The sequence below is a fragment of the Bacillus capparidis genome, assembly GCF_017832095.1.
Taxonomy (GTDB): domain Bacteria; phylum Bacillota; class Bacilli; order Bacillales; family Bacillaceae; genus Bacillus; species Bacillus gobiensis.
The window spans coordinates 293520-318952 of the sequence record NZ_JAFDST010000002.1; the positions used below are offsets into that span (position 1 = coordinate 293520).

Below are 25433 nucleotides of genomic sequence, written 5' to 3' on the forward strand. Positions count from 1 at the left end.
AATCCTTTCTTTTTTATAATAAAAGCAAAAAGGAGATTCTCTATGAAACCATATGTTTACCTTACAAAAACTGTGCCAAAAGAGGTTCAAGAGCTGATTGAAGAAAGCTGCACATTGGGAATGTGGGAAGGAAAAGAACCGATCTCTAAAGAGGCTCTTTACGAAAATGTGAAAGAGGCTGAAGGCTTAATCACTTCAGGAATATCGATTAACAAAGAGCTTTTAGAGCATGCTCCCCGCCTGAAGGTCGTCAGCAATTACTCCGTCGGCTACGATAACTTCGATATTGATGAGATGGCAAAACGAAATATTATCGGCACTCATACTCCTTTTACACTTGACGATACAGTCGCTGATCTTGCTTTTGCGTTGATCCTTTCTTCAGCACGCCGCATCAGCGAGCTCGATCGATACATACGAAAAGGGAAGTGGCATGAAAAAGATGCAAAGGAAATCTTCGGATCGGATGTACATCATCAAACGCTGGGAATCATCGGTATGGGACGGATCGGCGAAGCGGTTGCCAAGCGTGCAAAGTTCGGGTTTGACATGGAGGTGATCTACCATAATCGAAATCGGAAGCCTGAAGCAGAAAAAACTTACGGGGTCTCTTATCAATCCCTCGATGACCTGCTCGCAAGCTCGGATTTTGTATTGATGATCACGCCGCTAACCGACGAAACCTATCATATGATCGGTAAAGAAGAATTTAAGAAAATGAAATCCACCGCACATTTTATCAACGTTTCAAGAGGAAATACCGTAGATGAAGATGCCCTTATAGAAGCCCTGACAAACGGTACGATTGCTGGAGCCGGACTTGACGTCTTTCAAAAAGAGCCGATTAACGAGGATAATCCGCTCTTACAATTGGAAAACGTTACACTCGCCCCCCACATCGGATCTGCAACAGAAATCGTCAGGCTCAATATGTTTAAGCAAGCCGCTAAAAATACGATTGAAGTCGTGCACGGAAGAAAAGCGCCAAATCCGGTGAAGGAATTGAAGGATATTTAACTGTATCGGTGAAATGCCATTTTGTTGTTAACTGCACATAAAACAGCTTATGCTTGTCATGACCACAGCATCCGAATGGGTGCTGTTTTTTCTTAGTTAAGATTTTTATCTAAAAGCGCAATATCATACAAGAATAGGTTTTGATATTATGATATTTTTAAAATTGCCATTGACGATTAGGAGGATAGCTGGATGTTAAATGAAGTTCGTACCATTTATCTAGATTCTGATTTAGACATCGAGGCTTATCGATTTAAAGGAATCATGCAGAAGTTCCCTGCTCACTTTCATGAATATTATGTGATCGGTTTTATTGAAGAAGGGCAGCGCTTTTTAGCTTGCAAAGGCGAGGAATACATTATTAATCCGGGTGATTTATTATTGTTCAATCCGTATGATACTCACAGCTGTGCACGAATAGACGGCAAAACGTTGGATTATCGCTGCATCAATGTTACGCCGGAGGTTATGAAAAAGGTGATGCTACAAATTAATGGTGAAGATAACCTTCCCAGCTTCAAACAAAACGTATTGTACCGCAGCGAACTTGTATCCAATTTGCGAGAGCTGCATGTAAAAATAACACAGGAAGATCACGAATTTAAGAAAGAAGAATTGTTTTACCACTTATTGGAAGATCTTATTCAAACGTACTCTGACCTAGCAATTGTTCCGCAAGCTTCTGAAACCTCTCATGAGATAAAAACAGTGTGCGCCTATTTGGAGGAAAACTATACAAAAACGATTAAGTTGAATGATTTAAGTGCCCTAACTGGATGGAGCAAATATCATTTATTAAGATCGTTCACAAAACAAATGGGAATCTCTCCTTACAGCTATTTGGAAACAATTCGGGTCAATCATGCAAAAAAGATGTTGGAGCAAGGAAATAAGCCGATTGAAGTGGCGTTTTTAACAGGATTTAGCGATCAAAGCCATTTGACAAAAAACTTTAAGAGCCTTGTTGGGTTAACACCAAAACAATATATGAGAATTTTCGAAAGTGAAGGAGGAACCTCATGAGTCCGCTTGAAACCAAATGCGTCATTGTGATTGATGAAATGTTGCCTTTAGGATTGAACGCCAACACAGCAGCCATCTTAGGTATATTACTTGAGAAATTAGCGCCCGAGTTGGTGGGCAGCAGCGTAGAAGACCTCTCGGGAATAAATCATTTGAGAATTGTAAAAACACCGGTTCCAATTTTAAAAGCCACAAGCAGCCTTCTTCGCGAACTAAGGGATCAGACAATGTCAGAACCGTTCGCCGATCTGCTCGTCACTGATTTTTCAGATGCGGCGCAGGAGCTGTAAAACGTATGAGGAGTATACAGCAAAACTACAGAATCAAGCAAAAACAGACTATCAACACTTCGGACTTGACATCTATGGAGAAAAGAAAAAAGTTAATCGTTTAACCGGAAGCTTTTCTCTGCTGAGGTAGTGAAAGTTTTTATAGCAAGGTTAAAAAAGAGGAGGAGAAAGATGGATAACTTACTTGCCTATATGCTAATTGCCCTTATGATGTCAATGCTGCCCGGCACAGATACGGTGATTATTTTAAAAAATACCCTTACCCACGGAGCTAAGGCCGGGCGTTATACAATACTAGGAATGGTGACTGGTCTTACATTTTGGACGGTTATTGCCATTCTCGGTTTGTCCGTTGTCATTGCCCAATCCATATTTCTTTTCAATATAATCAAGTATTTAGGAGCCGCATACTTATTCTATCTCGGTGTTAGAGCATTATTTACGAAACGTACACTTTCACTAGATGCTGTTCATGCGGAAAGTCAGAGTTCGATTGACAAGCCATCGAACGCTCATTACAAAGAATCCTATTTTCAAGGTGTCATCAGTAATATTCTCAACCCTAAAACTGTTCTTGTCTACATCACCTTCATGCCTCAATTCATTGATCTTAATGGCAACACAAACCTGCAACTGATTGGATTAGGATTGATCCTTACTATTATTGCAGCAGGATGGTTTTTTATCTTGGTTTCTCTCTTAGATCATTGGAAAAAGTGGCTGAAAAAGGATTCATTTCAGAACGTCTTTCAAAAATGTACTGGAGCCATATTAATCGGATTTGGTGTAAAAACGGTCATATAAATCAGGGTGAAAAATCCTTTTTCACCCTGTCAAAACATCTTCGCTTGGATAACGGATTTTTTCTTGCTCAGGCTTTGCTAATGAAAAAGCAAAGGTTAGCGGTCCCAGCTTACCTAAGAACATGATGAACACAATGATGATCTTGCCGATATTTGATAGGTCGGCCGTAATCCCCATGGACAACCCTACCGTACCGAATGCTGAAATCACTTCAAATAATAGTTTCAAAAATGGGATTGGCTCGGTAATGTTTAATAGCAATACAGCTAAGAAAATAAATAGAATGCTAATAGCCGAAATCGAAAGCGAACGGAAAATGACCTCATCTTTAATAGATCTTCTGCCGACTGTTATTTGTTTTTTTCCTTGCAAAAAGGTTAATACGGATAAAACAATCACTAAAAATGTAGTAAGTTTAATTCCGCCCCCGGTTGAGGCGCTTCCTGCCCCGACAAACATAAACAGCAGCATCAATGTTATCGTAGCTTCGTGTAAACTGCCAATATCCAAACTGTTAAACCCTGCTGTTCGAGTTGTCACCGCTTGAAAATAGGATCCCCAAAATTTATCGCCTAATGACATAGGGCCAAGCGTGTCAGGGTTATTGTATTCCATTGAGAAAACTATAACAGTGGCTATTACATTAAGCACCAGTGTACCTACAATCATTAGTTTCGAATGCAGACTTAATTTTTTAAAGCTTCGTTTATACCACACATCCACTAAAACAGTAAAGCCTATTCCGCCTAAAATGAACAGAGAAGAAATCACGAGGTTGACTAACGGATCTCCTACATATCCCATTAAGTTGTCTGGCCATAAAGAAAATCCCGCATTGTTAAAAGCAGATATTGAGTGAAAAAAGCTATAATACATCCCTTTTCCCCAGCCATATTCCGGAACCCATCGGATAGCGAGCAGCAGCATGGCTATCAATTCTATAGATAATGAGAAGATAAATAAGTTTTTCACTAATTTAATAATCCCGCCGAGAGAGGTTTGATTAAGAGCCTGCTGGATAAGCAGCCGTTCTTTAAAACCAATTTTCTTTCCCAGCATGATAAAAATGAGAACTGCAAAAGACATGATCCCCAAGCCGCCGACTTGGATAAGCATGACTATAACCAGCTGGCCAAAGAGGGTATAAGCGGTACCTGTATCAACAACCGCGAGACCCGTGACTGTCATAGCTGACGTCGCAGTGAACAATGCATCGGTCCAGCTGACAGATTCGGTTGTTGCAAACGGTAGCTTTAATAAAATTGTACCTAGTATAATAAAAAACAAAAACACTAATAGCAGCAGCTGGGAGGGATTCAATCGAATGTATTTTATATTCATTTAAACTCCTTCTTTTTCAAATCGTTCAATGTCCTTATTGTTTCCTATGACAATTAACACGTCGTCCTTATAAATAGCTTCTTCAGCAGAAGGAGAAACAATAAATTTCCCATCACGTTGAATTCCAACAATATTACATCCGTAATTGGCCCGTATGTTTAGATCTTCCAAGGAACGGTGATCAACCTTTTTTGTTGCTATAATTTCCACGATGCTGAAATCTTTAGATAGCTCAATAAAATCAATCATCTTATCGGTCACAATATGATGGGCTATTCTTTTAGCCACATCACGCTCCGGATGAATAACTCTGTCAACACCAATTTTCTCGAGAACTTTTGAATGGTTTTCATCCTGTGCTTTTGCCCAAACTTTAGTCACACCTATTTCTTTCAAGAGTAATGAAGTCAAGATGCTTGATTGCATATCATCTCCAAAGGAAACGAACGCAAGATCAACATTTCGAACGCCCAGCTTTTGCAAAACCGTTTCATCGATTGCATTTGCACAAACTGCATGTGTGGCAAATTGCATATATTCACTGACTCTTGTCTCATCTTTATCTACAGCTAATACTTCAATACCCATTTCATAAAACTCTTTAACAAGGGTTGATCCAAAGCGTCCTAAACCAAATACGGCGAATAATTTCTTCATCTTAACCCTTCCTTGATTCATTTTCTATAGTTGTTTGTTAACAAACACAGAAGTATTACATTTTACAAAAAAAAGACCACAAAGGATTCCCCAGTGGTCGTTTTATTCTCCGATCACAAGTTCACATCCTCTCCTTAACGCTTACGAGGTTAGCTGTCGGGTTCGGGTACAGAAGTAACCCTGCCTTCATCATGAAGGATTCACCCCTAGTAACAAAATGTTTGTTACAATTCTGGTTCCCCCGTTCCACACGGATTCAGCGATCAAGATGGTTGATTCTGAAAATTATATTACTCCCAAAGTTTCGTATTGTAAAGTTATCCTATAACTTTATGAGCTAAACTTTTTCTCCGGTACTTGCTCATTCTCCTGGCGCTTTAGACGGCCCAATCGCTCGGTTTCTAAATCAATGTCTATCGCATAATGGGGGCGACGTTTCACTTCCGTAAAAATCGTGCCGATATATTCGCCAATAATGCCAATCCCCATTAAATTCAACCCGCCTAAAAACCAAATCGAAATCATTAAAGAGGTCCAGCCGACGTTTGTGTGCCCGAGAAGTTTTTGAATCAAAGCGTATATCCCTGCAGAAACGCTTAAAAAAAACAATAAAATTCCTAGCAATGTGATACTTCTGATCGGTGTCACACTAAATGATGTAATCCCTTTAAAGGCAAAGGACAGCATCTTTTTCAGAGGGTATTTAGTTTCTCCTGCCACACGCTCTTTTCGATCATACAATACCTTTGTCGATCGCAGGCCGATCATAGGGACAATTCCTCTCAAAAACAGATTGGCTTCACGATAGCGACCGAGCTCTTCAAGTGCACGCTTGCTCATTAAACGATAATCGGCATGATTATAAATTAACTGAATCCCAAGCTTATTCATTAGTGAATAATAGCCTAAAGCAGTTGTCCGCTTAAAAAAAGTATCTGTTTGGCGGCTGCGGCGGACGCCGTAGACAATCTCGTACCCTTCTTTATATTTCTCGATAAAATCACGAATAACAGACACGTCATCCTGAAGATCGGCATCTATTGAAATCACACAATCCGAGCTGCCTTTTGCTTTTTCCAGTCCGGCTAAAAGAGCTTTTTGGTGTCCTGCATTTTTCATTAATTTTATGCCGGTTACATAGCTGTTCTTTACACTTTCCATCACAATCAGTGACCACGTACGATCCTGGCTTCCATCATCGACAAACAAAATTTTACTTTCAGCTGAGATGAATTTATCATCCATTAAGCATTTCAATTCAGTACTTAGCTGGCGGCATGTTTGTATTATAGCTTCCTCTTCGTTGTAGCACGGAACTACGATAGTTACTATAGGCTGTTTCATTATGTACCCTCCTCCATTTTCGCTATTTTCGTTAAGAAAGCTTTTAGCAAAAAATGTATCCATATTGCCTCTGAGGTATTATTCCTTTTTTTAGAAAAGACATTCCTGAATTTATTAAAATGGTCCATTAAAAAAGCAGTGCCAGGTTTTCTAGCACTGCAAAAGTAATTACAATTCATTTATTTTTTATTAGGTGTTAATTCGTTTGAAAACTCAGTTTTACTTGCCACAGGAACAGGTTTTCGCATTAAATTTTTATTTTGCATTAGATTCGAAAAGAAATTTTGAACAGGGCTCATCATATTACCCGAACGGCTGCCGCGTAAGCCAAAAAATACGGCACTGACTAATCCTAACACAGACACCCACAGCATCATTCCATTGTTTCTTTTTCTGGAATTTCCTCTATTTAAAAGAGTATTGATCCATTGAAAATTATTCAACTTCAATCACTTCCTTCATGATTTTGCGCTGTCGGTATTAATTTTTACAAAGATCTTCTTGATTATGTTGGTAGTTATTAGACCGCTCTTCCTTTTTTGTCGGATACAAAGGGAAGGATCAAGACACTTTAAGCAAGCCATACTTCCGTTTGAATCGTTCCAAAATTTTCTTCCACTGCTTTCCCATAACGGCGATAAAAAAGACATTGGAAAGGGCATGGGCAAAATCAAAAGGAAAGCTTGCTGCATAAGCGGCAATCACAGATTCCAGATTCAGCTCACTCAAGAATCCGACCACAAACCAAAGATTCATAATCCAGCCAAACAAAAATGCAGCAATGAAGCCAAAAATAAGCTGTCCCCATATTTTTTTCATCAATCGTGTATCTTTTAATAGTCCTGCTGTAAAACCAACCATTCCCCATGCGAACATTTGCCATGGGGTCCAAGGGCCTTGCCCGAGAAAGAAATTCGATACGACGGCTGCTGTAGCGCCAACCATAAAGCCTGATTCTTTTCCAAAAACGATTGCCGTCATGATTATGACAAATGAAACGGGCTGCACGCCAGGTAAAGGTGTAAAGGGGATGCGACTTACTGCGGCAATGACAGCGAGCACGGCGAGCAAAACAATTTCCCGGGAAGTAAATGCCCGTTTTTCAAAACGAATATATAACGGAAGCATGACCGCTGCGAGCATTAGAAAGCTAAACCACATATAGTGTCTGTCAGACATCCAAGTCATTCCTGCCAGCATCAAAACAAAAAATGAGACAGCCGCTACATTCGCAATGTTTGATCGTTTTGACATAACATGTTCACGTCCTCCCACGTTAAAGCATAGGGTTGTTTTTTACGAACAAGTCTGTTCACGCCTGTCGTATAAAAATAATTACTTGAAAAAAATCCAGCAGGATCGTTTTCCGACACAATTTCACCATCAAACAGCATAGCACAACGATTCGCATACTTTGCAGCAAACTCGATATCATGCGTGGCAAGCATGATGGCAGCTCCTTCATGCTGAAGCTTTTGAAATAGGCAACCAAGCTGTTCCTTCTTTTCTGGATCGAGCCCCTTTGTCGGTTCATCTAGCAAAAGCAGTTCAGGCTGAGAAAGGAGAGCAAGAATGATGGCGAAAATCTGTTTTTCCCCTTCGCTTATATCCAATGGATGACGATGTTTGATATGGCCTAATTGAAAATCGTCCATTAGCTTATCAGCCAATGGCTTCGGGTTTAGTTCAGCGAACTGCCGGCATCGTTCATACAGCTCCAGTTCAACCTCATCATACGTAAAATGATAAGCAGGCTGCTGGCTGACGTAACCAATTTTCATATATCTTTTTTTCTGCGTCCATTTTTCAATCCGCTGATTTTGAAAAACAACCTTCCCTTTTCTAGGTTTATGTAACCCCGCAAGAATAGTGAGAAGCGTCGACTTTCCCGACCCGTTCGCACCAACCAGAGCCATGCAGTCCCCTGAGTGAACGGCTATATCAAGTTGAGAGAGCACCGTTTCGCTCGTCCTTTCATATCGAAAAGTGAGGCCTGTTCCTTTTATGAGTGGCTTTCCCTCATGATGCTGCTTTTTTTCAGTGGAACCATGAAGCGGCAAACGATCATTTATGTGTTTCATACCTTCTTTCACAGAAAAAGGAACAGTATTGCTTTCACTTTCCAGAAATAGCCTTGGAATATCTGGGATGTAGGAACGATACGCTGCATCTTTCCATAAATCAACGATGACACTTCTGGGGGAATCGTTGTAAAGAATCGTTCCTTTTTCCATAAAGATAAGCCGTTCTGCCAAAGGAAGAAGCTCATCGAGACAATGCTCGACAACAACGATCGTCACGCCGAGCTCCTCATGAATTCGTTTCAATAACTCCAAAAATTCCTTTGCTGCCACTGGGTCTAACTGGGCTGTCGGTTCATCCAACAGCAAAAGCTTGGGCTGCAATGCGAGAACCGACGCTAAATTAACGAGCTGTTTTTGGCCGCCGGACAAGGTATGTACCGACTGATGAAGCATATATTCAATCCCTAGAAAACGTACAAGCTCAGCAATTTTTTTCTTTATGTCTTCTGAAGGAAATCCGATGTTTTCAAGCGAAAAAGCAATTTCTTGAATCACTGTTTCCATCACGATCTGATTTTCCGGATTTTGAAAAACCATCCCGATTTCACGGGCAGAGGTCACTTTATCCAATTCATGAATCGCTATTCCTTGATAAAAAATGCTTCCCTCACGATCGCCAACAGGAAGCACCTCTTGTTTAAAATGCTTTAGAAGGGTTGATTTGCCGCAGCCGGACGGTCCGCTAACCACGACAAACTCGCCTTCTTCAAGACGTACGGAAACAGAACGCAATGCTTTTTCCGACTCATCCGGGTAAGTAAATGAAAGGTCTATGATTTCTGCATGCGCCACCAAACTCGCTCCCTTCCTTCGATGAGAATTGGTAATGAAATAAGCAAAAGATATATGATTAGGATAAAGATTTCTACCCCATTTATTCCGAGCGAGGCAACTGTCGGGTAAATAGAAAGAACGCCGTATCCATAAAAAGAGCCAATCAGGCAGGTTAATAATGCCAATCCAATCATGCACATAAGCAAACCATCCCTCATGGTAAAACGATATCGCTCGAAGGTTGTTCTTTTTGCTGCTCCAAATCCACGCGCCTGCATGCTGTCCGCTGTCTGCAATGCCTCTTCCAAAGAAAAAACGAGTAGCAGTGTAACAAGCTTCATCCCATTTTTCGCCCGAGTACGGAGAGACCCCCCGGCGACATCGACTCCTTTTGTTTTTTGCACCATTGTAATTTGCTTGAGACGCTGAAAAAACAAAGGCACAAAACGGATCGTAATCATCATAAGGATGGCTGCTTTTGGAGATATTCTCTGAAACAGATAGAGAAATTTGTGGCTGGTCACAATGTGATGATAAGAAGCAAATGCAAATGCAATCGTCAAAAAAGACAGTCCTAACGTGTAACCATACGTGATGGCTTCAAGCGTAATCGGATTATTTCTTAAATAAAACAATATTGTCGCGCCTCTGTGAGATAATAATGGATTCGCTGCAGCAATTATAAACGCAAGAATAAGCGAGCCCGCAATTAATTTTTTTAGTGACCGATCAATCCCGTGCATTACATTCAGCAAAATAAGGAGAATTACGGAGCAAAGCAAAAAAGTCGGATGCAGCAAAACCATTGACAGGATAATGACCGAAACATAATAAACGAAAAGAACCAAAGGATGCATGGTCGAAAATTCCGATTCTGCTTTCCTTCGGCTCAAACGTCTTTCCCCATATTTTCGGAATAGAGCCATTCGATCCTGTCACCCTTTTTTACGGCAAATTCGCCGGCACTTTTCGTTGCTTTTTTTCCATTCACTTTAAATACCCAGCCGCTCAGATCACCACGGTCAAACTCATATAAATTATTGATACCTTTTACGTAGAGGCCTGCTCCGGATCCGCTCGTTTCCAGCTGGATATGTTTTTCTTTTGTAATTTTAAACAAGACATCGTAAACCGTATCGCCATTTTTCAAGTCGACATTGGTTGCACCGAGAATACTTCCCATATCGTTGTCACCTTGAATCATAATTTGGGCCTGATCTATCTCTTTCTTTGGTGCTTGAGGTTTCGTTTCTGTTTTTTTATTTTCTTCAGCAGGCTTCGATGGCGTTGATTTTGCTTCTTCTTTTGGCGGAGAATCCGGTTTGCTAGTTTTATCTGATTTGTTTTCTTTTTGCTCGCTTGCCTTGCTTTCCTGCTTTTTCGTTTCACCTGAATTTTCATCCGGTGCTTTCTTCTGCTCCTGAGAATCATTAGTAGTTTTTTTGTTAGGTGCAGGATCATTTTTCTTTTCAGCTTGATCTGGCTGTTTTTGTTTCTCCGTTTTATTCTGTGTATCGTCATTGCCAGATGGCTTTGTCTTTTCGTCTTTGGGTTCGGATTCTACATGATCGGAGGATTTTTCCTCGGCTGCTTCAGATTTATGAGATGCAATCGTTTGAGAGTTGGATGGTTGTTCATTTGATGACTGCCCGCACCCTGAAATGGCAAAAGCTGTTGCTAACAAAAGACCGACAACAAATTTCCATCTCTGCATTGAGTAATCTCCTTTCTCATAGCATACCGGATTAGACCCATATCGCCCAATCCGGTATGTACATATTATACGTGTAATGTTTTTCTATAGATAATAAATCCAAGTAAAGCTAGCAGTAGTCCGGAACCAAACCAAACAACCAAATCCCAGCCATAAAGTGACGTATTCGGCAGCTTGTGTCCTTCGGTAGAATCCGCTGCTTTTTCTTTATTTTGCGAATCGTCAGCAGGTGCTTGAGATTTATTTTGATTATCGGCTGCCGGCTTCTGGCTGCTATCAGTTGGCTGCTGCTCCGGCTCTGGTTTCGGATCTTGTTCTGGTTTCGGATCTTGTTCTGGTTTCGGATCTTGTTCTGGTTTCGGAGTCTGCTCTTGATCCGAATCCTTATCAGGAGCAGGTGTTGGCTTAGTTTCTGACGGAGTTTGTTCCTTCGTCCAAACATAGATGCTTCCTTTGCCATCCTGCACGGATTGATACTGAATGAGCGAATTCAAAACCTGTTCAGTAGCCATATCATTTACTCCGTTTTCGGAATCTATCCATTTAAATCCGTTTCCTGTGCGATAGCTTAAAATGGCATCAATCACATTGTTACCGTTTTTTGTGTACTTCTCGCTAGTTGGATCATCACCGGAAAGTACAATTCCGATTAATGCCTGTGCTGCGCTGATGCTGTTTTCCTGGCCGAGACTAGCATATCCACCTTTATCAGTTTGCGTGCTGCTTAAGAAATCTCCGGCTTTTGCAAGAGCCGTTTTCACTTTTTCATTTTTATCTTTGTATGGAGCAAGCGCCGTCATCGCCATTCCTGTCAGATCCGGCTCGCTTTGTGCATCAATGGTTGAAAGTGCCCATCCTCCATCATTATGCTGCTTATTTAAAATATTGTCGATGAACTTTTCCCGCGTCCATTTTGCGTTTTCTGGCAGTTGATAGGTTTTGCTGTCGATAGCAAGCAACCCATAAATGACTGTATTAATCGAACCGATTCGATTCTTTTCATCTGTATAAAGCATGCGAATCAAATTCTTCCCGGCAAAATTCGTCGGATCTTGCTCGAGGGAAAGTACAGTAAAAATCGCTCGCTCAAGATCTGTGCCGAACAACCTTCCATTTTTATCTTTAGACGTTACGTATTCTGTCGTTTTTTCTATATGCTTTTTCTTAACCGAATCAGGAATCTTGTTGCCTGACCTGGCCACAGCAAATAGCTCCCAGTCACTCCATTCCTTCTTCTTTAAGATGTGGTCAACGGTTTGCTTGATCTCACCTGTGATTTGATAAGTAGGCGGCTGTTCTGTGTCCTCAGGAACTGAAGGGTCAGTTGGCTGTTCTACCGGATCTTCACCAGGATTAGAAGGATCTGGCTGGGCTTGTTCACATCCGCCAAGCGCTTTGATGCTTTCTTCAAGGGTTTTCTCCTTTAGATCCTCTCCCCAATTAAGGGAATAACGATAAGCAATGACATCTCCTTCTTTTACCTCGTACTGATTCGCTCCAACCGTTGGTGATTCACCGTTCGTTTCATAGAGCCAGCCGCTTTGTTCGCCGTGATCCAGTTCACGAAGTCCATCAATTCCGCTAACATATTCAAAAGATCCAAATTTGGAAACCTCAACTTTATCTCCAAGCTCCTTAGAGAGTAGACTGTATGCTGTTTCCCCTTCAGAAATTTCAATCGATTTCGGACATACGATAATTCCTTTTTCTGAATCTCCAATTACGGCCAGTGTCGCTGTGTTTTCCTGTGCAAATGCTTGAGGTATGTATGTAAAAAATGATGTCGCTGCAACCAGGACAGCCAGCCATAAAGCAATTATTTTATTTATTTTCATTTACTTCTTCTCCCTAATTTTTCTATATAAAGTGAATCTTTAATCGGTGGGGGTTTCGACGCATAGGATATGCTAGTGGAGGCGTTGCAACAGGACGCCTGAGTAATTACCTTCGTACATTACATCCCCCACTGATTGTTAGATGAAGCCAACCCTAGCTTTTACGGGCAGTTAATCCCCCACCATTTCTTACTGCCCGTTAATGCGGGATAACCACAAAAAAACACCCATAAAAAAGGGCGTGCTTTATTGCAAACAGTGCTTACACTGATTCTATTGTCACTACACCTCCCTAACACCCGTAGGAAATTTGGCTTTCAATTGAAGGCAGGTCTCCTGACTTGTGAATTAACAATGTCTAGCGCCTTCCCGTTTTTCACAGTGGCTCTTGCTAGATATCTCCTCACTTACAGTGGCGGGTCCGTGCTGGAATTTCACCAGTCTTCCCTTTTAAATACAATGCAAAACAATGCATACCTTCACTCATATCATATTCAATTAATACAGACATCTTACCATTTTCCTATATGTATTGTCTATTTCTTCTGAAAAAAAGAAAGGGTGTGATAAAATGGTTGTATTCGTATCTAGAGTGGAGATGAACCTATGAAAAAAGAGATAATCAATCGATTTACTACATATGTAAAAGTAGACACCCAGTCTAATGAAGATAATATTACTTGCCCGAGCACACCCGGCCAGCTGACACTAGGCAATATGCTCGTTAAAGAACTAAAATCTATTGGAATGGAAGAGGTAACAATTGATGCAAACGGCTACGTGATGGCTACTTTACCGTCAAATACGGATAAGGATGTGCCTGTCATCGGATTTTTAGCCCACGTCGATACAGCGACTGACTTCACCGGTAAAAACGTCAATCCTCAAGTGATAGACAATTACGATGGCAATGATATCGTTTTAAACGAAAATGTTGTAATGACAAAAGAGCTGTTTCCGAATCTTCCTTCGTATAAAGGACACACGCTGATTACAACAGACGGAACCACTTTGCTTGGGGCTGACAACAAAGCCGGAATTGCTGAAATTATGACGGCAATGGCCTACTTGATTGAGCATCCGGAAATCAAGCACGGAAAAATCAGAGTCGCCTTTACTCCAGATGAAGAAATAGGCAGAGGGCCGCACAAGTTCGATGTAAAGAAATTTAATGCTTCCTACGCTTACACCGTTGATGGCGGTCCGCTTGGCGAATTGGAATACGAAAGCTTTAATGCTGCCTCAGCAAAGCTGTCCTTTAAAGGTAACAGCGTTCATCCCGGCACGGCAAAAAACAAAATGGTCAATTCGATGAAAATCGCCGTGGAATTTCAGGCAAAGCTCCCTCCTAAAGAGGCTCCTGAACATACGGAAGGTTACGAAGGCTTCTACCATTTAATCTCATTTCAAGGAACAGTTGAAGAAACAAAGCTTTCCTATATTATCCGAGATCACGATAAAGAACAATTTCTAGCGAGAAAAGCAAAGGTTCAGCAAATCACTGAGGAGCTAAAGCAAACATACGGTGAAGAAAGCGTTAGGCTGGAGCTAAACGATCAGTACTACAACATGAAGGATAAAATTGAACCCGTCAAGGAAATCGTTCATATTGCCTCCGATGCGATGAAGAAACTTGATATCGAACCAAAAGTTTCTCCGATCAGGGGAGGAACGGATGGATCCCAGTTATCATATATGGGGCTCCCAACTCCGAACATCTTTACCGGCGGAGAAAACTTTCACGGCAAATTTGAATTTATTTCTGTAGAAAATATGATTAAAGCTGTCCAAGTCATCGTCGAGATCAGCCGTTTGTTTGAAGAAAGAGCTTAACTCGTTTGAAAGCAAAGAGCCTAGCATGTGCAGGCTCTTTTTTTGTAGCCCGATACAGGTTAGATGACATTGAATCGCTTCATCGGCGATTTATGGGAGAAATCAGGCGATCTTCTTCATGATTTCAGTGATTCTTCTTTTTCCGGTGATCTTTCTGATATTCCGGCAACCGAAATGATTTTCCGACAATTTTTCGATATTTCGGCGATCTTCCTCATTTTCTGGCGATCCTTTTCATATTCTGGTGATCCTTCACTTATTCCGGCGATCTTCCTCTTATTCTGGCGACCCTTCATTCATCCATAGGTTCTTCCATAAATGAAAATGCACCAAATTATTGCATCTTAATCTTTCTGATTGTTCCCAAAATTTATAAAAATAGTTAATAAGAACTAAAGATGACGGATTTAATTCAATTCAAAAAGAAATGCAAGCAAAGAACCTCTATTTCCCTTTCATACTGGGATATTTTCTTACAAAACCGTTCTCCTATTTCATTCAATTTTCGTCAAAAAGACCCATTTTTTATTATGCCTTTCCATCTATGAAAAAGGTTGTCAACATTAATATAGTTCTGTATCATGTATTTTTTCTGTAAATAAAAACAGTTCGTTGTGTTCAAGGAAACTTGGTTCGACAAATTGAATTAACAGGTATTCGAGTAACCCTTCATTTTATTACTCGTAAAAGAATTCGTAAATTCTCTCTTGAAAGACTTCCTAAAAAAAACGAAATTGTAATTCTTATATGAAATAGATGAAGTAATCTTCAATCAACGAATTTACGAAAAGGAAGGAGGAGAAAGTCGAAAAACCTGAAATAAAGCTTCACCAAAAAAAATTAAGCAGGAGGAATGAAAGTGAAAAAGAAAAAATTAGCGATGTTGGCTGCTTCTCTCGGTTTAGCCGCTACCTTGGCATTTCCGAATACGAGTTATGCAAGAGACACTAATTATACAAATGGAGCTTCGTTCGGCTGGTCTCCTTATACATGGTCTGCCAGCGGGTTCAAATGGAACAACGAGATTACCGGTTCATTTACAAATGTAAAATTCAGTAGCTCGGCTGCAAGTTCCCATAACTCTATGTACTATCTGACATTTGAGATCAACCATACAAGGGATCACAACGGCCATACTGGCTGGTATTGGACGAACCTGCCGGACCCTGGATACGATCGTGATGACGACAACGGCAATGGCTGGTCAGAAGAAGCAGAAGCCTATATCGAAGCTGATGGATGGAAACAATCGATCAGTGCATACACCGGGTATGGATTTCAATCTTCTTGGTGGCTTTCAAGTTCCGGAAACTTTGATTTTATTGTTCAAAGATCCTTATATAATCCTATCGCCGGAGAAATGGAAGCTTGGCACTACGATAAAATCACAAATAGAGGTTGGAGCGGGCTTTATTCCGCAAACAGTGTTAAGGAAAAAAGTCCGGTTGCATCAGCCCCATCTGCAAAAGAAGACGTCCTTTACTCGAATAATGGTTTGAAAATTGCGAAAGTCAAAGAAGCGGACAGTAAAACGGCAGATGTATACGTGCAGCCAAACGTAGCATCGAAAGCAGACTTCAGCAAGTATAAAAACCAGCAAAAAGAATTACTTAAACAAATCGATAAGGAAAACATTGAAGTCGTGTTAACTTTCAACAAATCGTTATCTGTTAAAGAAGTTGAAAAGTTAATAAAGAAATACGATATTGCAGTAGATTCCTATGAAATTAAATCTACTGACAAAAAAGGTGAATGGACAACAATTGGCGGAACTCCAGACAAAAAAGAACTATTTTCTAAAGCACAATATGATAACGTTACCAAAGGTCGCGGCGTTAAATTTTCTGGCTTTACAAGTTTAGTTGGAACAGTAAATAAAGATCAGCTGGCCAACCTTGAAAAGGAAAAATCAGTTTTCTTCGCTGATGTATCAAAAGAGTATGCGAAATCACTCGTTAAAAACCAAGATGTCGATGTATTGGTTCCTGATTTCGCTTGGGAAGTCAATGATCTAAAATAAGTTTTTCAGGAGCCCTTTCTTTTGAGAGAGGGCTTCTTTATTAAATGTAATATTGTTTTCCCGCCGTGAATGACCGGCCAAACCAGGAAAATAACGATGCCGAATAATGCAGCTCCGAAACCAGTCGCAAAGTATAAATAGAGACAAACTACGAGCAAAGTATAATTTAAAAATAACCATTTTCTCATATTTGATCTCCCTCCCCTTATTAGACAATTAACCGGATCAGATCGTCAAAAAAGTAAATGACCAAAAGATCGACAAGCAACGACATCAATAACAATTTCATATTCTTTAAAAACCACGTAAACATTAATAATACAAAGGCGAGCGGGATATAAAATAAAACCAGGCTTGCACGAAGGCCTTCAAATTGAATCCCGTAAGGAACATCAGCAGAAAAGTGCTGGGAGAAATCAAACGCAATCAGCCCGAGGACAATGACTCGTATAAAGAACATGAGTAATGTATTCACTCGTTTAAATAAGAAAAGCTTCTTAAATCGCTTCATTGGGGCTTGATTATGATTCATTTCTTTTGGAGTGATTTCAATATTCCCTACAGACTCCAGCTGCTCTTTGCAGCTTTCACATTCCTCCGCATGTTTTTCAATGACCCGCTTTGCGTCTTCTTCCAATTCGTTATAAATCGGAATTAATTCCTGGCATAAAATATGAATATCTTCAAATCTAGCCACCTTTATTCACCTCATGATAGTATTTCAAAAAAAGCTTTCTCGCTCTGAATATTCGTGATTTTACGTTTACTAACGAAATATCGAGAAAGTCAGAAATTTCTTGATAGCTGTACCCGTGATAATCTCTTGCGATAATGACAAAGCTGTACTTGGAAGGCAGCTTTAAAAGAATTTCATTAATTTCACTGAATTCAACAAATTGATTCGTTGAGTACTGATCGACCATCAAATTTTCAATTTCCTGGTCGTCTTTAAACAAGGAGGGTTTTTTCTTCCGAAAGTGATCAATCAGCCGATTCTTTGCGCTCCTTACTAAAAAACTTTTAAAATTATTGATAAGCAGGACTTTCTCAGGCTGCAGCAGCATTTTTGAAAATACCTCTTGAATGATATCCTCAGCCAATTGTTTATCCGATGTGAAGCTTAACAAAAAGTTTAGAAGATACTGATAGTGTTTATTGTAAATATCCTCTATCACTTCAAATGGGCTTTCCCTTTTCTTCATCACATGTATCTCCCATCTATATGTGACTCATAGTAAAGACGATTTGATGATGTAAAAGTTGCAAAACCGAATAAATAAAATTATCGTCTTTGAAAGCGATTTACAAAAAATGAAACGTCCAAAGACATTGAGATGTACCATAACGCATTTTACTTCAGAACCTTTGCTGGCTCTTTTCCTCTTTTTTGTCCTTCAGAAACCACATGAAGGACTTTTCTCTGGCTCTTTTTCTCCTTTTTGTCCTTCATCACCTGCATGACGGACTTTTCTCTGGCTCTTTTTCTCCTTTTTGTCCTTCATTACCTGCATGACGGACTTTTCTCTGGCTTTTTTCCTCTTTTTTGTCCTTAATCACCTGCATGACGGACTTTTCTCTGGCTCTTTTTCTCCTTTTTGTCCTTCATCACCTGCATGACGGACTTTTCTCTGGCTTTTTTCCTCTTTTTTGTCCTTCATAGTCCCCTTGAAGGACTTTTCTCTGGCTCTTTTTCTCTTTTTTGTCCTTCATAGTCCCCTTGAAGGACTTTTCTCTGGCTCTTTTTCTCCTTTTTGTCCTTCATAATAACCCCTACCCAATACAATTCCAAAATCACCCATAAAAAAGAAAGCACTGAATCTTCAGTGCTTCCCTTGCGTAATTATTCGTATCGAAGTGAATCGATTGGATCCAAACGTGCTGCTTTATTGGCAGGAAGTATACCAAATATGACACCAATAACCATACTGAACAGAACCCCTCCGGCGACAACCTGCCAGGATATTAAGGACGGCCATCCTGCAAATAAGGATACAAGTGAGGCTCCTCCGTATCCCAGACCGATTCCAATAAGGCCTCCGAATAGTGTAAGGACGACAGATTCAATCAAAAATTGGGTCAAGATTTGTCCCCGTGTGGCGCCCATTGCTTTTCTGATTCCGATTTCTCTCGTTCTTTCTGTTACAGAGACGAGCATAATATTCATGACGCCGATTCCTCCGACTACTAATGAAATTCCCGCAATGGAGCCGATGATTGCGGTCATAATGGACGTAATTTGACCAATTCCCGCTGCAATCTCTTCCATATTAAAAACGGAGTATGAGTCTTCTGTGTCATGAACATCATTCATCAGCTGAGCCGCACGATCTCCAACATCCTTTAACTCGTCCGTTGATGCTGCCTGAAGCGAAACACTGCTGTAATCATTCGTGCCATATGCAGCACGCATCATAGGGAAAGGAACGTAAATTTCATTCATGCCAAATGCAAAAAGTCCGGTCGATTCCTCCAAAGTTCCGATAATTTCAACCGGCTGTCCGTTTGCCCACACAATTTCTCCGATTGGTGCTTTTCCTTTGAAAAGCTCTTCTGCCATCGTTTGCGAAATGATGCCGACCCGCTTTCCAGATAGAAAGTCTCCTTCGGAAAATTCCCGGCCTTCTGCAATGGCAAGAGAATTAACTTCGATGTATCCTTCATTAATGCCGGTAACATTTGCATCGATTTGTTCTTCCTTGAATTTGACAGACATGGATTCGCTGGATGACGTTACGATTTGTTCGACCCCATCAAGCTCCCTTAACCTGCGGATATCTTCATCGGTGAAACTGGCATTCATATACGCATTCGGATCAGAAGCAAGCTCTTCTTCACTTGGCTGATACATTAACTCAACCGTATTGCCTGGTCCAGAAATTTGCTGTTTTAGCATTTGCTCGCCACCCTGTCCGATTGCCACGACGACGATAACTGAGCCAACTCCGATAATAATACCAAGCATCGTGAGAATGGAGCGCATTTTGTGAGCAAACAGCGAGCTTAAAGCCATTCTCAGGTTTTCCACTAAGCTCATGCCTTCACGCTCCTTTGCTCTTTGTCGCTGTCCACTATCTCCCCGTCCCGAACCGTAATGATTCGATTTGTATAATCTGCGATTTCCTTCTCATGGGTAACGAGAATAATGGTCGTTCCCTCTTCGTTCAATGCGGTAAATTGCTCCATAATCGAAAAGCTCGTTTTTGTATCCAAGGCGCCGGTAGGCTCATCCGCCAAAATCAGCTTAGGCTCATTCACGATCGCTCTCGCAATAGCAACTCTTTGCTTTTGCCCCCCAGAAAGTTCATTGGGCATATGTTTCATTCGATCCTTCAGCCCTACTTTTTCAAGTGCGTTCTCAGCCCGCTCTTCTCGTTCTTTTTTCGAAATCCCCCCGTATATCATCGGCAGCTCAACATTTTTTTTGGCGTTTAGTCTCGGCAAAAGCTGAAATTGCTGAAAGACAAATCCGATCGACTGATTTCTTACTTCAGCAAGCTGCTTATCATTATAAGCGGATATATCGTTGCCTTCCAATTTATAACTGCCCTTCGTCGGTCTGTCCAAGCAGCCGATAATATTCATAATGGTTGATTTCCCGGAACCAGATGGTCCCATTATCGCCGCGTATTCCCCTTTTTTAATAAGCATATTGATATCCTTTAAAATATCAATCGTTTCTTTTCCAATCGAATAGCTCTTTATTACTTGATTTAATTCGATCATCAGATGCTCACTTCCGTTCCGCTTTGCAAATCAGCGGCGGGGGATAATATGACTTGGTTGTCTGCGGACAGGCCTTCTATGATCTCAATGCTTTCATCAGCTGATTCTCCTACTTTTATATCTACTCGCTTCGCTTTTCCATCCTCAACAATGAACACATAGCTTTGGTCCCCATCTTTCTTAATCGCTTCAGCCGGAAGGGTTGCCGCTTTCCGCTTATCTGTTTCAATTTCCATAATAAATTTAAATCCGGTTTTCGCATTTGGCAGTTTTCCATCAAATTTAACCTCAAGCGGATATTGGACAGCTTGCTCTCCGCCAGCTTGGGCACCTCCTTCATTACCTTGAGTGTTAGGAACGAGCCCCACTGCTGTGACTTTTCCTTTCCATTCCTGACCTTGGATGACGTCAGAGGTTAATTTGACTGGCTGCTCCTTTTTTACTTTCAACGTATCGTATTCTGACAGAACGCCTTCAACGATTAGATTCTTCGTATTTCCGATATGAATAATCGGCTCCTGAATTTCAGTTTTTTTGGAAGCCGCTTCTTTATCCACGGAGATGACTGTACCGTCTGCCTCGCTTTTCACTACAAGTGCATCCAGTTGCTTCTCTATCGTTTCTTTTTGGATCATATTTTGCCTAATTTCCAAATCAGCCAGCTTTTCATCCATATCCAGCTGCTCTCTTTCGGGATCGATTTGACTTTTAGCTTCCTTTTCCCCCAGCTGTTTTGTTAAGTCCTTCTCTTTTTGCTCAAGATCTTCTCTTTTTTGCTCGAATTGATCAATCTGCAGCTCCTTCGATTCAATGGTTAACGCGTTTTGTTCCTTTTCGAGCTCAAGCTGCTCATTGGTGTAGCGAAGAAGCGGAGTCCCTTTTTTTACCGCATCGCCTTCTTTTACGAGGATTTGTTGAACTTCTCCTTTATCCGCCTCATAAAAAACATTTTGTTCTTGTGAGAAACCAAGAGTGCCGGGAACCATCACAGTTGAAGAAATCTCTTTTTCTTCCAGGGAAACCACTTGTACTTCGCGGCTTGTTCCGCTTGTCTGGACCGTTCTGAAAACATTTACTCCAATAAAAATAGCAATAATTACAACAATTCCGATACCTATCCATAGTTTTTTCAATTTTACACGTTCCCTTCAAATGATTGTGAAAACGAAGCAAATACGCCTCCCAAAAAGGAGATTATAAGCATAATTGCAAAGATAATGATCGTAATTGTCCAAGAAGCTTTTTTCGATAGGCCCGCAACTTTTTGAAAGCCGATAGCCAAAAGAATATAGCTCCAAATACTGAAAACTTCAAATGGTGCGAGAATAGATGCCACCGGCTCCTCTGCAGGTATTATGCTTTTCAGAGAAGTTACGGCCATTGTTGAATTAACATCGGTAAAAAATACAACCAATCCATGAATCACCATTCCGATGTTAGAAATAAATAAAGTAAACGAAGCCATAGAAAGCATTTGTTTATATTTAACACTACTGCCTGCAATTTTGGCACATACCCATAAGATCAGAGCTCCAAGAAATATTGAGCCTAAAAAAGTAAAAATGATGCCGATAATGCCGATAATCCAGGTTATCGTCTCAAAGGTCTTCTGATCACCAACCGTGCCGCCATATTTTTGCATTTCAGCAGCAAAATCCATCCCTGCCAGGGTTAGAACAGTCCCTGCCAACATCATGAGAAAAACAATAACCATCGGAATGGCAACAATCGGTTTTTCTCTTAATCTCTCAAACTGCTCCGTCGGATTAGTGAATAATCCTAACAATGACGGTTTTTTTCCTGCTTCCATTTTCATTTCACTCATACCAAAATCCTCCTACTAAAAACGTTGTCTCTATTTTTTACGGATATAACGAGAGAAGGTTTCACTCTCTTTCCATTCTTAGTGTATCATTGGAAATTCGTTGAAAAGCTTAACATTTTCTTAAAATTGCGTAAAAAAGCCCCGCACAACAAAAGCGGGGTCAAGCGTTTATTCTGTAAGCTGGCTTTTTTGAAAGTCGGCTATGCTTTGATAATCTTCTTCCAGCTTTCTGGAGAGCCTGATATAGATAGGCAAAAGCTTTTGATAAACTTCTACGTGCTCTTTAATCGGCTCGTGGGTGTGAGTTGTACCGACCATCGTTTTTACGATATCTAACGATTCTGTTTTTCCAGTTGCATACATTCCTAGGACAACAGCACCTAAGCAAGAGCTTTCAAAACTTTCAGGGACGATGACATTCTGATCAAAAATATCAGCCAGCATCTGCCGCCATAAAGCTGATCTCGCAAAGCCGCCAGTCGCGTTGATCTCCTTTGGCGTCCCTGTAATTTCTTTTAGTGCAAGCAGCACGGTATACAAATTGTACAGCACACCTTCAAGCGCTGCCCGAATCAGATGTTCCTTTTTATGGTGGATTGCAAGACCGAAGAATGATCCTCGCGCGTCCGCATTCCACAGAGGCGCCCTTTCTCCTGCCAGGTACGGGTGAAAAATTAATCCATCAGATCCCGGCTTGATGGTTTCAGCGATTCTGCTTAATACTTCATAGGAGTCTAATCCGAGACGTTTAGCAGTTTCAACCTCTGAAGCGGAAAATTCATCGCGTATCCATCTGAAGATAATTCCTCCGTTATTGACCGGTCCCCCGATTACCCAATGCTTTTCCGTTAACGCATAACAAAAGATTCTTCCCTTCGGATCTGCGACAGGTTTATCCACGACCGTACGGATCGCTCCACTCGTGCCGATTGTCAAGCCGACAACTCCTTCTCCGATTGCGCCTACACCTAAATTGGATAAGACCCCGTCACTCGCTCCAATGATAAATGAAGTTGATTCTGAGAGCCCCATCTCTTGGGCAAATTCCGGAACAATTCCTTGGAGTGAAAACGTCGTAGGAACGATTTCTGACAGATGATCCGGTGTGATATGGGCAACCTCAAGTGCCTCTTTATCCCAATCAAGCTCTTCTAAATTCATTAAGCCGGTTGCCGAAGCAAGCGAATGGTCCACAACGTATCGGTTAAACAATTTGCTAAAAACATATTCCTTGATGCCGATAAATTTATGTGTGCTGGCAAAAAGGTCTTGGTCTTCTTTATATATCCAGAGAATTTTACTAAGCGGCGACATCGGATGAATCGGGGTGCCAGTCCGCATGTAAATCTCATGGCCATTCAGGTTATTTTTGATTTCCTTTGCCCACTTCGTGCTGCGATTGTCAGCCCACGTAATGCACGGCGAGAGCGGCTTCCCTTTTTCATCAATAGCTATCAAGCTATGCATGGCAGAACTGAAAGACACAAACAGGATTTGCTCCTGCATCAGCTTGTTTTTCGTCATTAGCTCTTTAATGACATCGAGAACTGCCCGGAATATTTCCTCGGGGTCTTGTTCGGCAGCAGTAGGAACTTTAGTTATTAAAGGGTAACCAATGTTTGCTTTGTCGACCATATTCCCGTCTTCTGTGAAAAGAACGGCCTTTGTGCTAGTTGTTCCGATATCTACTCCAATCATATACTCGGGCATAAAAAAACCTCCTTCGTCTTTTTCAAAATCCAATGCTTCGGCTAAGGCTTCCATTTGTTTCAATATCTATTAAAGCGTTTACGTTTTTTTCGAGATTTTACCCCAATGCTTCCCTATCCTGCCTGGTTTGACAGGAAGGGATCCAATCTGATCTCCCTAGCTCTCATTCTGTACAAAATCGGACAATGCATCTAGGGCCTCTTGTTCATCTGTCCCATTTGTAATGAGTGTAATCATAGCGCCTGAGCCTACAGCCAGGCTCATTAGGCCCATGATGCTCTTTGCATTTACTTTTTTCCCATCCTTCTCCAAATAAATATCAGAAGTATAGCGGTTGGCTTCTTGGACAAACAATGCAGCTGGCCTTGCCTGCAAACCAGTTTTCAATTTTATTTCCATTTTACGCTCAAGCATATAATCCCCTCTTTTTCGTTTGTCTTTATTTAAATGAAATGGATTGGCCTTGCCTTAACTGCTCTGCAATTTCATCAAGCTTTCTCAGCCGATGGTTAATGCCTGATTTGCTGATTTTGCCGCTAGATACCATTTCCCCTAATTCCTTTAACGTAACTTCTTGATAATCGATACGGAGACGGGCAATTTCACTAAGCTTATCAGGCAGTGCATCCAATCCTATTTTTTCATTAATATATTTTATGTTTTCCACCTGCCTGAGTGATGCACCAATTGTCTTATTTAAATTGGCAGTTTCACAATTGACGAGGCGGTTGACCGAATTCCTCATATCACGGACGATTCTAACATCCTCAAACCGGAGCAGAGAATTGTGAGCACCAATCACATTCAAAAACTCTGTGATTTTTTCAGCCTCCTTTAAGTACGTAATGTATCCTTTTTTTCTCTCTAATGTACGGCTGTTCAAATGAAAAAGATTCATTAAATCACAGAGAGAATCATTGTGCTCCTTATATAATGAAAAAATCTCCAAATGATAGGAAGAGGTTTCCGGGTTATTCACTGAACCTCCGGCGAGAAAAGCCCCCCTGATATAGGATCTTTTGCAGCAGCGCTTTTTTACAAGCTCTTCAGAAATATTCCTTGCAAATATAAAATTCTCTCCAAGGATCTTTAAATCCTCTAAAATCGACTTCACATTTGCTGTGAGCCTGACGATATACACATTGTTCTTTTTTAATCTCATTTTTTTTCTGACAAGAAGCTCAACGGGCACCGCATATTGCATTTTAATTAAAGTATAAATTCTTCTAGCAATCGCTGCGTTTTCCGTTTGAATATCAGCAGCCAGCTTTTTATTTGAAAAAGACATTGAACCATTCATACGAATGAGGGCAGAGAGTTCAGCTTTTGCACAGCAATCCTTTACCTCAAGGTTCGTTAACTCTTTTTTTGTCTCAGATGCAAATGACATAATGCCACCCCCATTCATAAAAGTGAACACGTGTATTTTTTACAGAATC

At 40.8% G+C, this 25433-nt stretch carries 26 protein-coding genes and 2 riboswitches; of the genes, 7 read left to right on the forward strand and 19 right to left on the reverse strand.

Features of this window, described 5'->3' with window-relative positions; genetic code table 11:
- Positions 1 to 42: 42 nt before the first annotated feature.
- From JOC74_RS08565 to JOC74_RS08580, 5 genes are all read left to right on the forward strand, one after another.
- Positions 43 to 1017 (forward strand): 2-hydroxyacid dehydrogenase, encoded by a 975-nt coding sequence (locus JOC74_RS08565; RefSeq protein WP_053604178.1) that lies wholly within the window; start codon positions 43 to 45, stop codon positions 1015 to 1017.
- Positions 1018 to 1209: 192 nt separating this feature from the next.
- Positions 1210 to 2040, forward strand: coding sequence for an AraC family ligand binding domain-containing protein (locus tag JOC74_RS08570; RefSeq protein WP_053604179.1), 831 nt, complete (start codon positions 1210 to 1212; stop codon positions 2038 to 2040).
- Entirely contained in the window at positions 2037 to 2330 is a 294-nt protein-coding gene (locus JOC74_RS08575; RefSeq protein ID WP_245212881.1) for a DUF2000 domain-containing protein, read from the forward strand. The genes JOC74_RS08570 and JOC74_RS08575 overlap by 4 nt, the downstream gene beginning before the upstream one ends.
- Entirely contained in the window at positions 2311 to 2460 is a 150-nt protein-coding gene (locus tag JOC74_RS23905) for a DUF2000 family protein (protein WP_264080128.1), read from the forward strand. The genes JOC74_RS08575 and JOC74_RS23905 overlap by 20 nt, the downstream gene beginning before the upstream one ends.
- 41 nt (positions 2461 to 2501) lie before the next feature.
- A complete protein-coding gene (locus JOC74_RS08580) occupies positions 2502 to 3134 on the forward strand; it encodes a LysE family transporter (RefSeq protein WP_053604180.1) in 633 nt (210 codons plus the stop codon).
- Between the two features lie 21 nt (positions 3135 to 3155).
- Here JOC74_RS08580 and JOC74_RS08585 read toward each other — a convergent pair whose 3' ends face one another.
- The 9 genes from JOC74_RS08585 to JOC74_RS08625 all read right to left on the reverse strand — a co-directional run bounded on the left by JOC74_RS08585 (position 3156) and on the right by JOC74_RS08625 (position 12883).
- Positions 3156 to 4475 carry a TrkH family potassium uptake protein gene (locus tag JOC74_RS08585; RefSeq protein ID WP_053604181.1) on the reverse strand — a complete coding sequence of 440 codons (1320 nt, stop codon included), beginning with the start codon at positions 4473 to 4475 and terminating at the stop codon, positions 3156 to 3158.
- A complete protein-coding gene (locus tag JOC74_RS08590; protein ID WP_053604182.1) occupies positions 4476 to 5132 on the reverse strand; it encodes a potassium channel family protein in 657 nt (218 codons plus the stop codon). It lies immediately after the preceding gene.
- Between the two features lie 123 nt (positions 5133 to 5255).
- Positions 5256 to 5404, reverse strand: a riboswitch (cyclic di-AMP (ydaO/yuaA leader).
- Between the two features lie 58 nt (positions 5405 to 5462).
- Positions 5463 to 6476 (reverse strand): glycosyltransferase family 2 protein, encoded by a 1014-nt coding sequence (locus JOC74_RS08595; protein WP_053604183.1) that lies wholly within the window; start codon positions 6474 to 6476, stop codon positions 5463 to 5465.
- 179 nt (positions 6477 to 6655) lie between these two features.
- Entirely contained in the window at positions 6656 to 6919 is a 264-nt protein-coding gene (locus JOC74_RS08600) for a hypothetical protein (protein ID WP_053604184.1), read from the reverse strand.
- A 118-nt stretch (positions 6920 to 7037) separates the two neighbouring features.
- On the reverse strand, positions 7038 to 7730 hold the full coding sequence (locus JOC74_RS08605; RefSeq protein ID WP_053604185.1) for an ECF transporter S component: 693 nt from the start codon (positions 7728 to 7730) through the stop codon (positions 7038 to 7040).
- Positions 7700 to 9355, reverse strand: coding sequence for an ABC transporter ATP-binding protein (locus JOC74_RS08610; protein ID WP_053604186.1), 1656 nt, complete (start codon positions 9353 to 9355; stop codon positions 7700 to 7702). Before JOC74_RS08610 ends, JOC74_RS08605 begins: the two co-directional genes overlap by 31 nt.
- Positions 9331 to 10191: an energy-coupling factor transporter transmembrane component T gene (locus tag JOC74_RS08615; protein WP_053606111.1), complete on the reverse strand. Its 861-nt coding sequence runs from the start codon at positions 10189 to 10191 to the stop codon at positions 9331 to 9333. Before JOC74_RS08615 ends, JOC74_RS08610 begins: the two co-directional genes overlap by 25 nt.
- A 32-nt stretch (positions 10192 to 10223) precedes the next feature.
- Positions 10224 to 11048: a DUF4430 domain-containing protein gene (locus JOC74_RS08620; protein WP_053604187.1), complete on the reverse strand. Its 825-nt coding sequence runs from the start codon at positions 11046 to 11048 to the stop codon at positions 10224 to 10226.
- 65 nt (positions 11049 to 11113) lie between these two features.
- Positions 11114 to 12883, reverse strand: coding sequence for a DUF4430 domain-containing protein (locus JOC74_RS08625; protein ID WP_053604188.1), 1770 nt, complete (start codon positions 12881 to 12883; stop codon positions 11114 to 11116).
- A 309-nt stretch (positions 12884 to 13192) separates the two neighbouring features.
- Positions 13193 to 13379, reverse strand: a riboswitch (cobalamin riboswitch).
- Between the two features lie 110 nt (positions 13380 to 13489).
- On the opposite strand from JOC74_RS08625, the gene pepT reads away from it, so the two are divergent.
- Positions 13490 to 14716 (forward strand): peptidase T, encoded by a 1227-nt coding sequence (gene pepT / locus JOC74_RS08630; protein WP_053604189.1) that lies wholly within the window; start codon positions 13490 to 13492, stop codon positions 14714 to 14716.
- 859 nt (positions 14717 to 15575) lie between these two features.
- Complete coding sequence (locus JOC74_RS08635; RefSeq protein WP_053604191.1) at positions 15576 to 16736, forward strand: glycosyltransferase family protein; 1161 nt, start codon at positions 15576 to 15578, stop codon at positions 16734 to 16736.
- 5 nt (positions 16737 to 16741) lie between these two features.
- Here the strand turns inward: JOC74_RS08635 and JOC74_RS08640 are convergent, their stop codons facing one another.
- The 10 genes from JOC74_RS08640 to whiA all read right to left on the reverse strand — a co-directional run bounded on the left by JOC74_RS08640 (position 16742) and on the right by whiA (position 25384).
- Entirely contained in the window at positions 16742 to 16924 is a 183-nt protein-coding gene (locus tag JOC74_RS08640; protein ID WP_053604192.1) for a hypothetical protein, read from the reverse strand.
- A gap of 20 nt (positions 16925 to 16944) precedes the next feature.
- Positions 16945 to 17433: a zf-HC2 domain-containing protein gene (locus tag JOC74_RS08645; RefSeq protein WP_053604193.1), complete on the reverse strand. Its 489-nt coding sequence runs from the start codon at positions 17431 to 17433 to the stop codon at positions 16945 to 16947.
- Complete coding sequence (locus tag JOC74_RS08650) at positions 17426 to 17938, reverse strand: RNA polymerase sigma factor (RefSeq protein WP_053604194.1); 513 nt, start codon at positions 17936 to 17938, stop codon at positions 17426 to 17428. The genes JOC74_RS08645 and JOC74_RS08650 overlap by 8 nt, the downstream gene beginning before the upstream one ends.
- A gap of 638 nt (positions 17939 to 18576) precedes the next feature.
- Positions 18577 to 19770, reverse strand: a complete 1194-nt coding sequence (locus JOC74_RS08655) for an ABC transporter permease (RefSeq protein WP_053604195.1) — start codon at positions 19768 to 19770, stop codon at positions 18577 to 18579.
- A complete protein-coding gene (locus JOC74_RS08660) occupies positions 19767 to 20459 on the reverse strand; it encodes an ABC transporter ATP-binding protein (protein WP_053604196.1) in 693 nt (230 codons plus the stop codon). Before JOC74_RS08660 ends, JOC74_RS08655 begins: the two co-directional genes overlap by 4 nt.
- Positions 20459 to 21592 carry an efflux RND transporter periplasmic adaptor subunit gene (locus JOC74_RS08665; RefSeq protein WP_053604197.1) on the reverse strand — a complete coding sequence of 378 codons (1134 nt, stop codon included), beginning with the start codon at positions 21590 to 21592 and terminating at the stop codon, positions 20459 to 20461. The genes JOC74_RS08660 and JOC74_RS08665 overlap by 1 nt, the downstream gene beginning before the upstream one ends.
- 2 nt (positions 21593 to 21594) lie before the next feature.
- The gene (yknW, locus tag JOC74_RS08670) at positions 21595 to 22284 is read right to left on the reverse strand and encodes a YknW family membrane protein (protein WP_053604198.1); all 690 of its coding nucleotides are present in this window, start codon (positions 22282 to 22284) and stop codon (positions 21595 to 21597) included.
- A 168-nt stretch (positions 22285 to 22452) separates the two neighbouring features.
- A complete protein-coding gene (gntK, locus tag JOC74_RS08675) occupies positions 22453 to 23994 on the reverse strand; it encodes a gluconokinase (protein WP_053606112.1) in 1542 nt (513 codons plus the stop codon).
- A 156-nt stretch (positions 23995 to 24150) separates the two neighbouring features.
- Complete coding sequence (locus JOC74_RS08680) at positions 24151 to 24408, reverse strand: HPr family phosphocarrier protein (protein WP_053604199.1); 258 nt, start codon at positions 24406 to 24408, stop codon at positions 24151 to 24153.
- Positions 24409 to 24433: 25 nt separating this feature from the next.
- Positions 24434 to 25384 carry a DNA-binding protein WhiA gene (whiA, locus tag JOC74_RS08685; protein WP_053604200.1) on the reverse strand — a complete coding sequence of 317 codons (951 nt, stop codon included), beginning with the start codon at positions 25382 to 25384 and terminating at the stop codon, positions 24434 to 24436.
- Positions 25385 to 25433: the final 49 nt, after the last annotated feature.

Excerpts from the sequence above, each read along its gene's own strand:
- JOC74_RS08565 (WP_053604178.1), top strand. The coding sequence starts at position 43 with ATGAAACCATATGTTTACCTTACAAAAACTGTGCCAAAAGAGGTTCAA.
- JOC74_RS08570 (WP_053604179.1), top strand. The coding sequence starts at position 1,210 with ATGTTAAATGAAGTTCGTACCATTTATCTAGATTCTGATTTAGACATC.
- JOC74_RS08575 (WP_245212881.1), top strand. The coding sequence starts at position 2,037 with ATGAGTCCGCTTGAAACCAAATGCGTCATTGTGATTGATGAAATGTTG.
- JOC74_RS23905 (WP_264080128.1), top strand. The coding sequence starts at position 2,311 with ATGCGGCGCAGGAGCTGTAAAACGTATGAGGAGTATACAGCAAAACTA.
- JOC74_RS08580 (WP_053604180.1), top strand. The coding sequence starts at position 2,502 with ATGGATAACTTACTTGCCTATATGCTAATTGCCCTTATGATGTCAATG.
- JOC74_RS08585 (WP_053604181.1), bottom strand. The coding sequence starts at position 4,475 with ATGAATATAAAATACATTCGATTGAATCCCTCCCAGCTGCTGCTATTA.
- JOC74_RS08590 (WP_053604182.1), bottom strand. The coding sequence starts at position 5,132 with ATGAAGAAATTATTCGCCGTATTTGGTTTAGGACGCTTTGGATCAACC.
- JOC74_RS08595 (WP_053604183.1), bottom strand. The coding sequence starts at position 6,476 with ATGAAACAGCCTATAGTAACTATCGTAGTTCCGTGCTACAACGAAGAG.
- JOC74_RS08605 (WP_053604185.1), bottom strand. The coding sequence starts at position 7,730 with ATGTCAAAACGATCAAACATTGCGAATGTAGCGGCTGTCTCATTTTTT.
- JOC74_RS08615 (WP_053606111.1), bottom strand. The coding sequence starts at position 10,191 with ATGCATCCTTTGGTTCTTTTCGTTTATTATGTTTCGGTCATTATCCTG.
- JOC74_RS08620 (WP_053604187.1), bottom strand. The coding sequence starts at position 11,048 with ATGCAGAGATGGAAATTTGTTGTCGGTCTTTTGTTAGCAACAGCTTTT.
- JOC74_RS08625 (WP_053604188.1), bottom strand. The coding sequence starts at position 12,883 with ATGAAAATAAATAAAATAATTGCTTTATGGCTGGCTGTCCTGGTTGCA.
- pepT (WP_053604189.1), top strand. The coding sequence starts at position 13,490 with ATGAAAAAAGAGATAATCAATCGATTTACTACATATGTAAAAGTAGAC.
- JOC74_RS08640 (WP_053604192.1), bottom strand. The coding sequence starts at position 16,924 with ATGAGAAAATGGTTATTTTTAAATTATACTTTGCTCGTAGTTTGTCTC.
- JOC74_RS08650 (WP_053604194.1), bottom strand. The coding sequence starts at position 17,938 with ATGAAGAAAAGGGAAAGCCCATTTGAAGTGATAGAGGATATTTACAAT.
- JOC74_RS08655 (WP_053604195.1), bottom strand. The coding sequence starts at position 19,770 with ATGAGCTTAGTGGAAAACCTGAGAATGGCTTTAAGCTCGCTGTTTGCT.
- JOC74_RS08660 (WP_053604196.1), bottom strand. The coding sequence starts at position 20,459 with ATGATCGAATTAAATCAAGTAATAAAGAGCTATTCGATTGGAAAAGAA.
- yknW (WP_053604198.1), bottom strand. The coding sequence starts at position 22,284 with ATGAGTGAAATGAAAATGGAAGCAGGAAAAAAACCGTCATTGTTAGGA.
- gntK (WP_053606112.1), bottom strand. The coding sequence starts at position 23,994 with ATGCCCGAGTATATGATTGGAGTAGATATCGGAACAACTAGCACAAAG.
- JOC74_RS08680 (WP_053604199.1), bottom strand. The coding sequence starts at position 24,408 with ATGCTTGAGCGTAAAATGGAAATAAAATTGAAAACTGGTTTGCAGGCA.
- whiA (WP_053604200.1), bottom strand. The coding sequence starts at position 25,384 with ATGTCATTTGCATCTGAGACAAAAAAAGAGTTAACGAACCTTGAGGTA.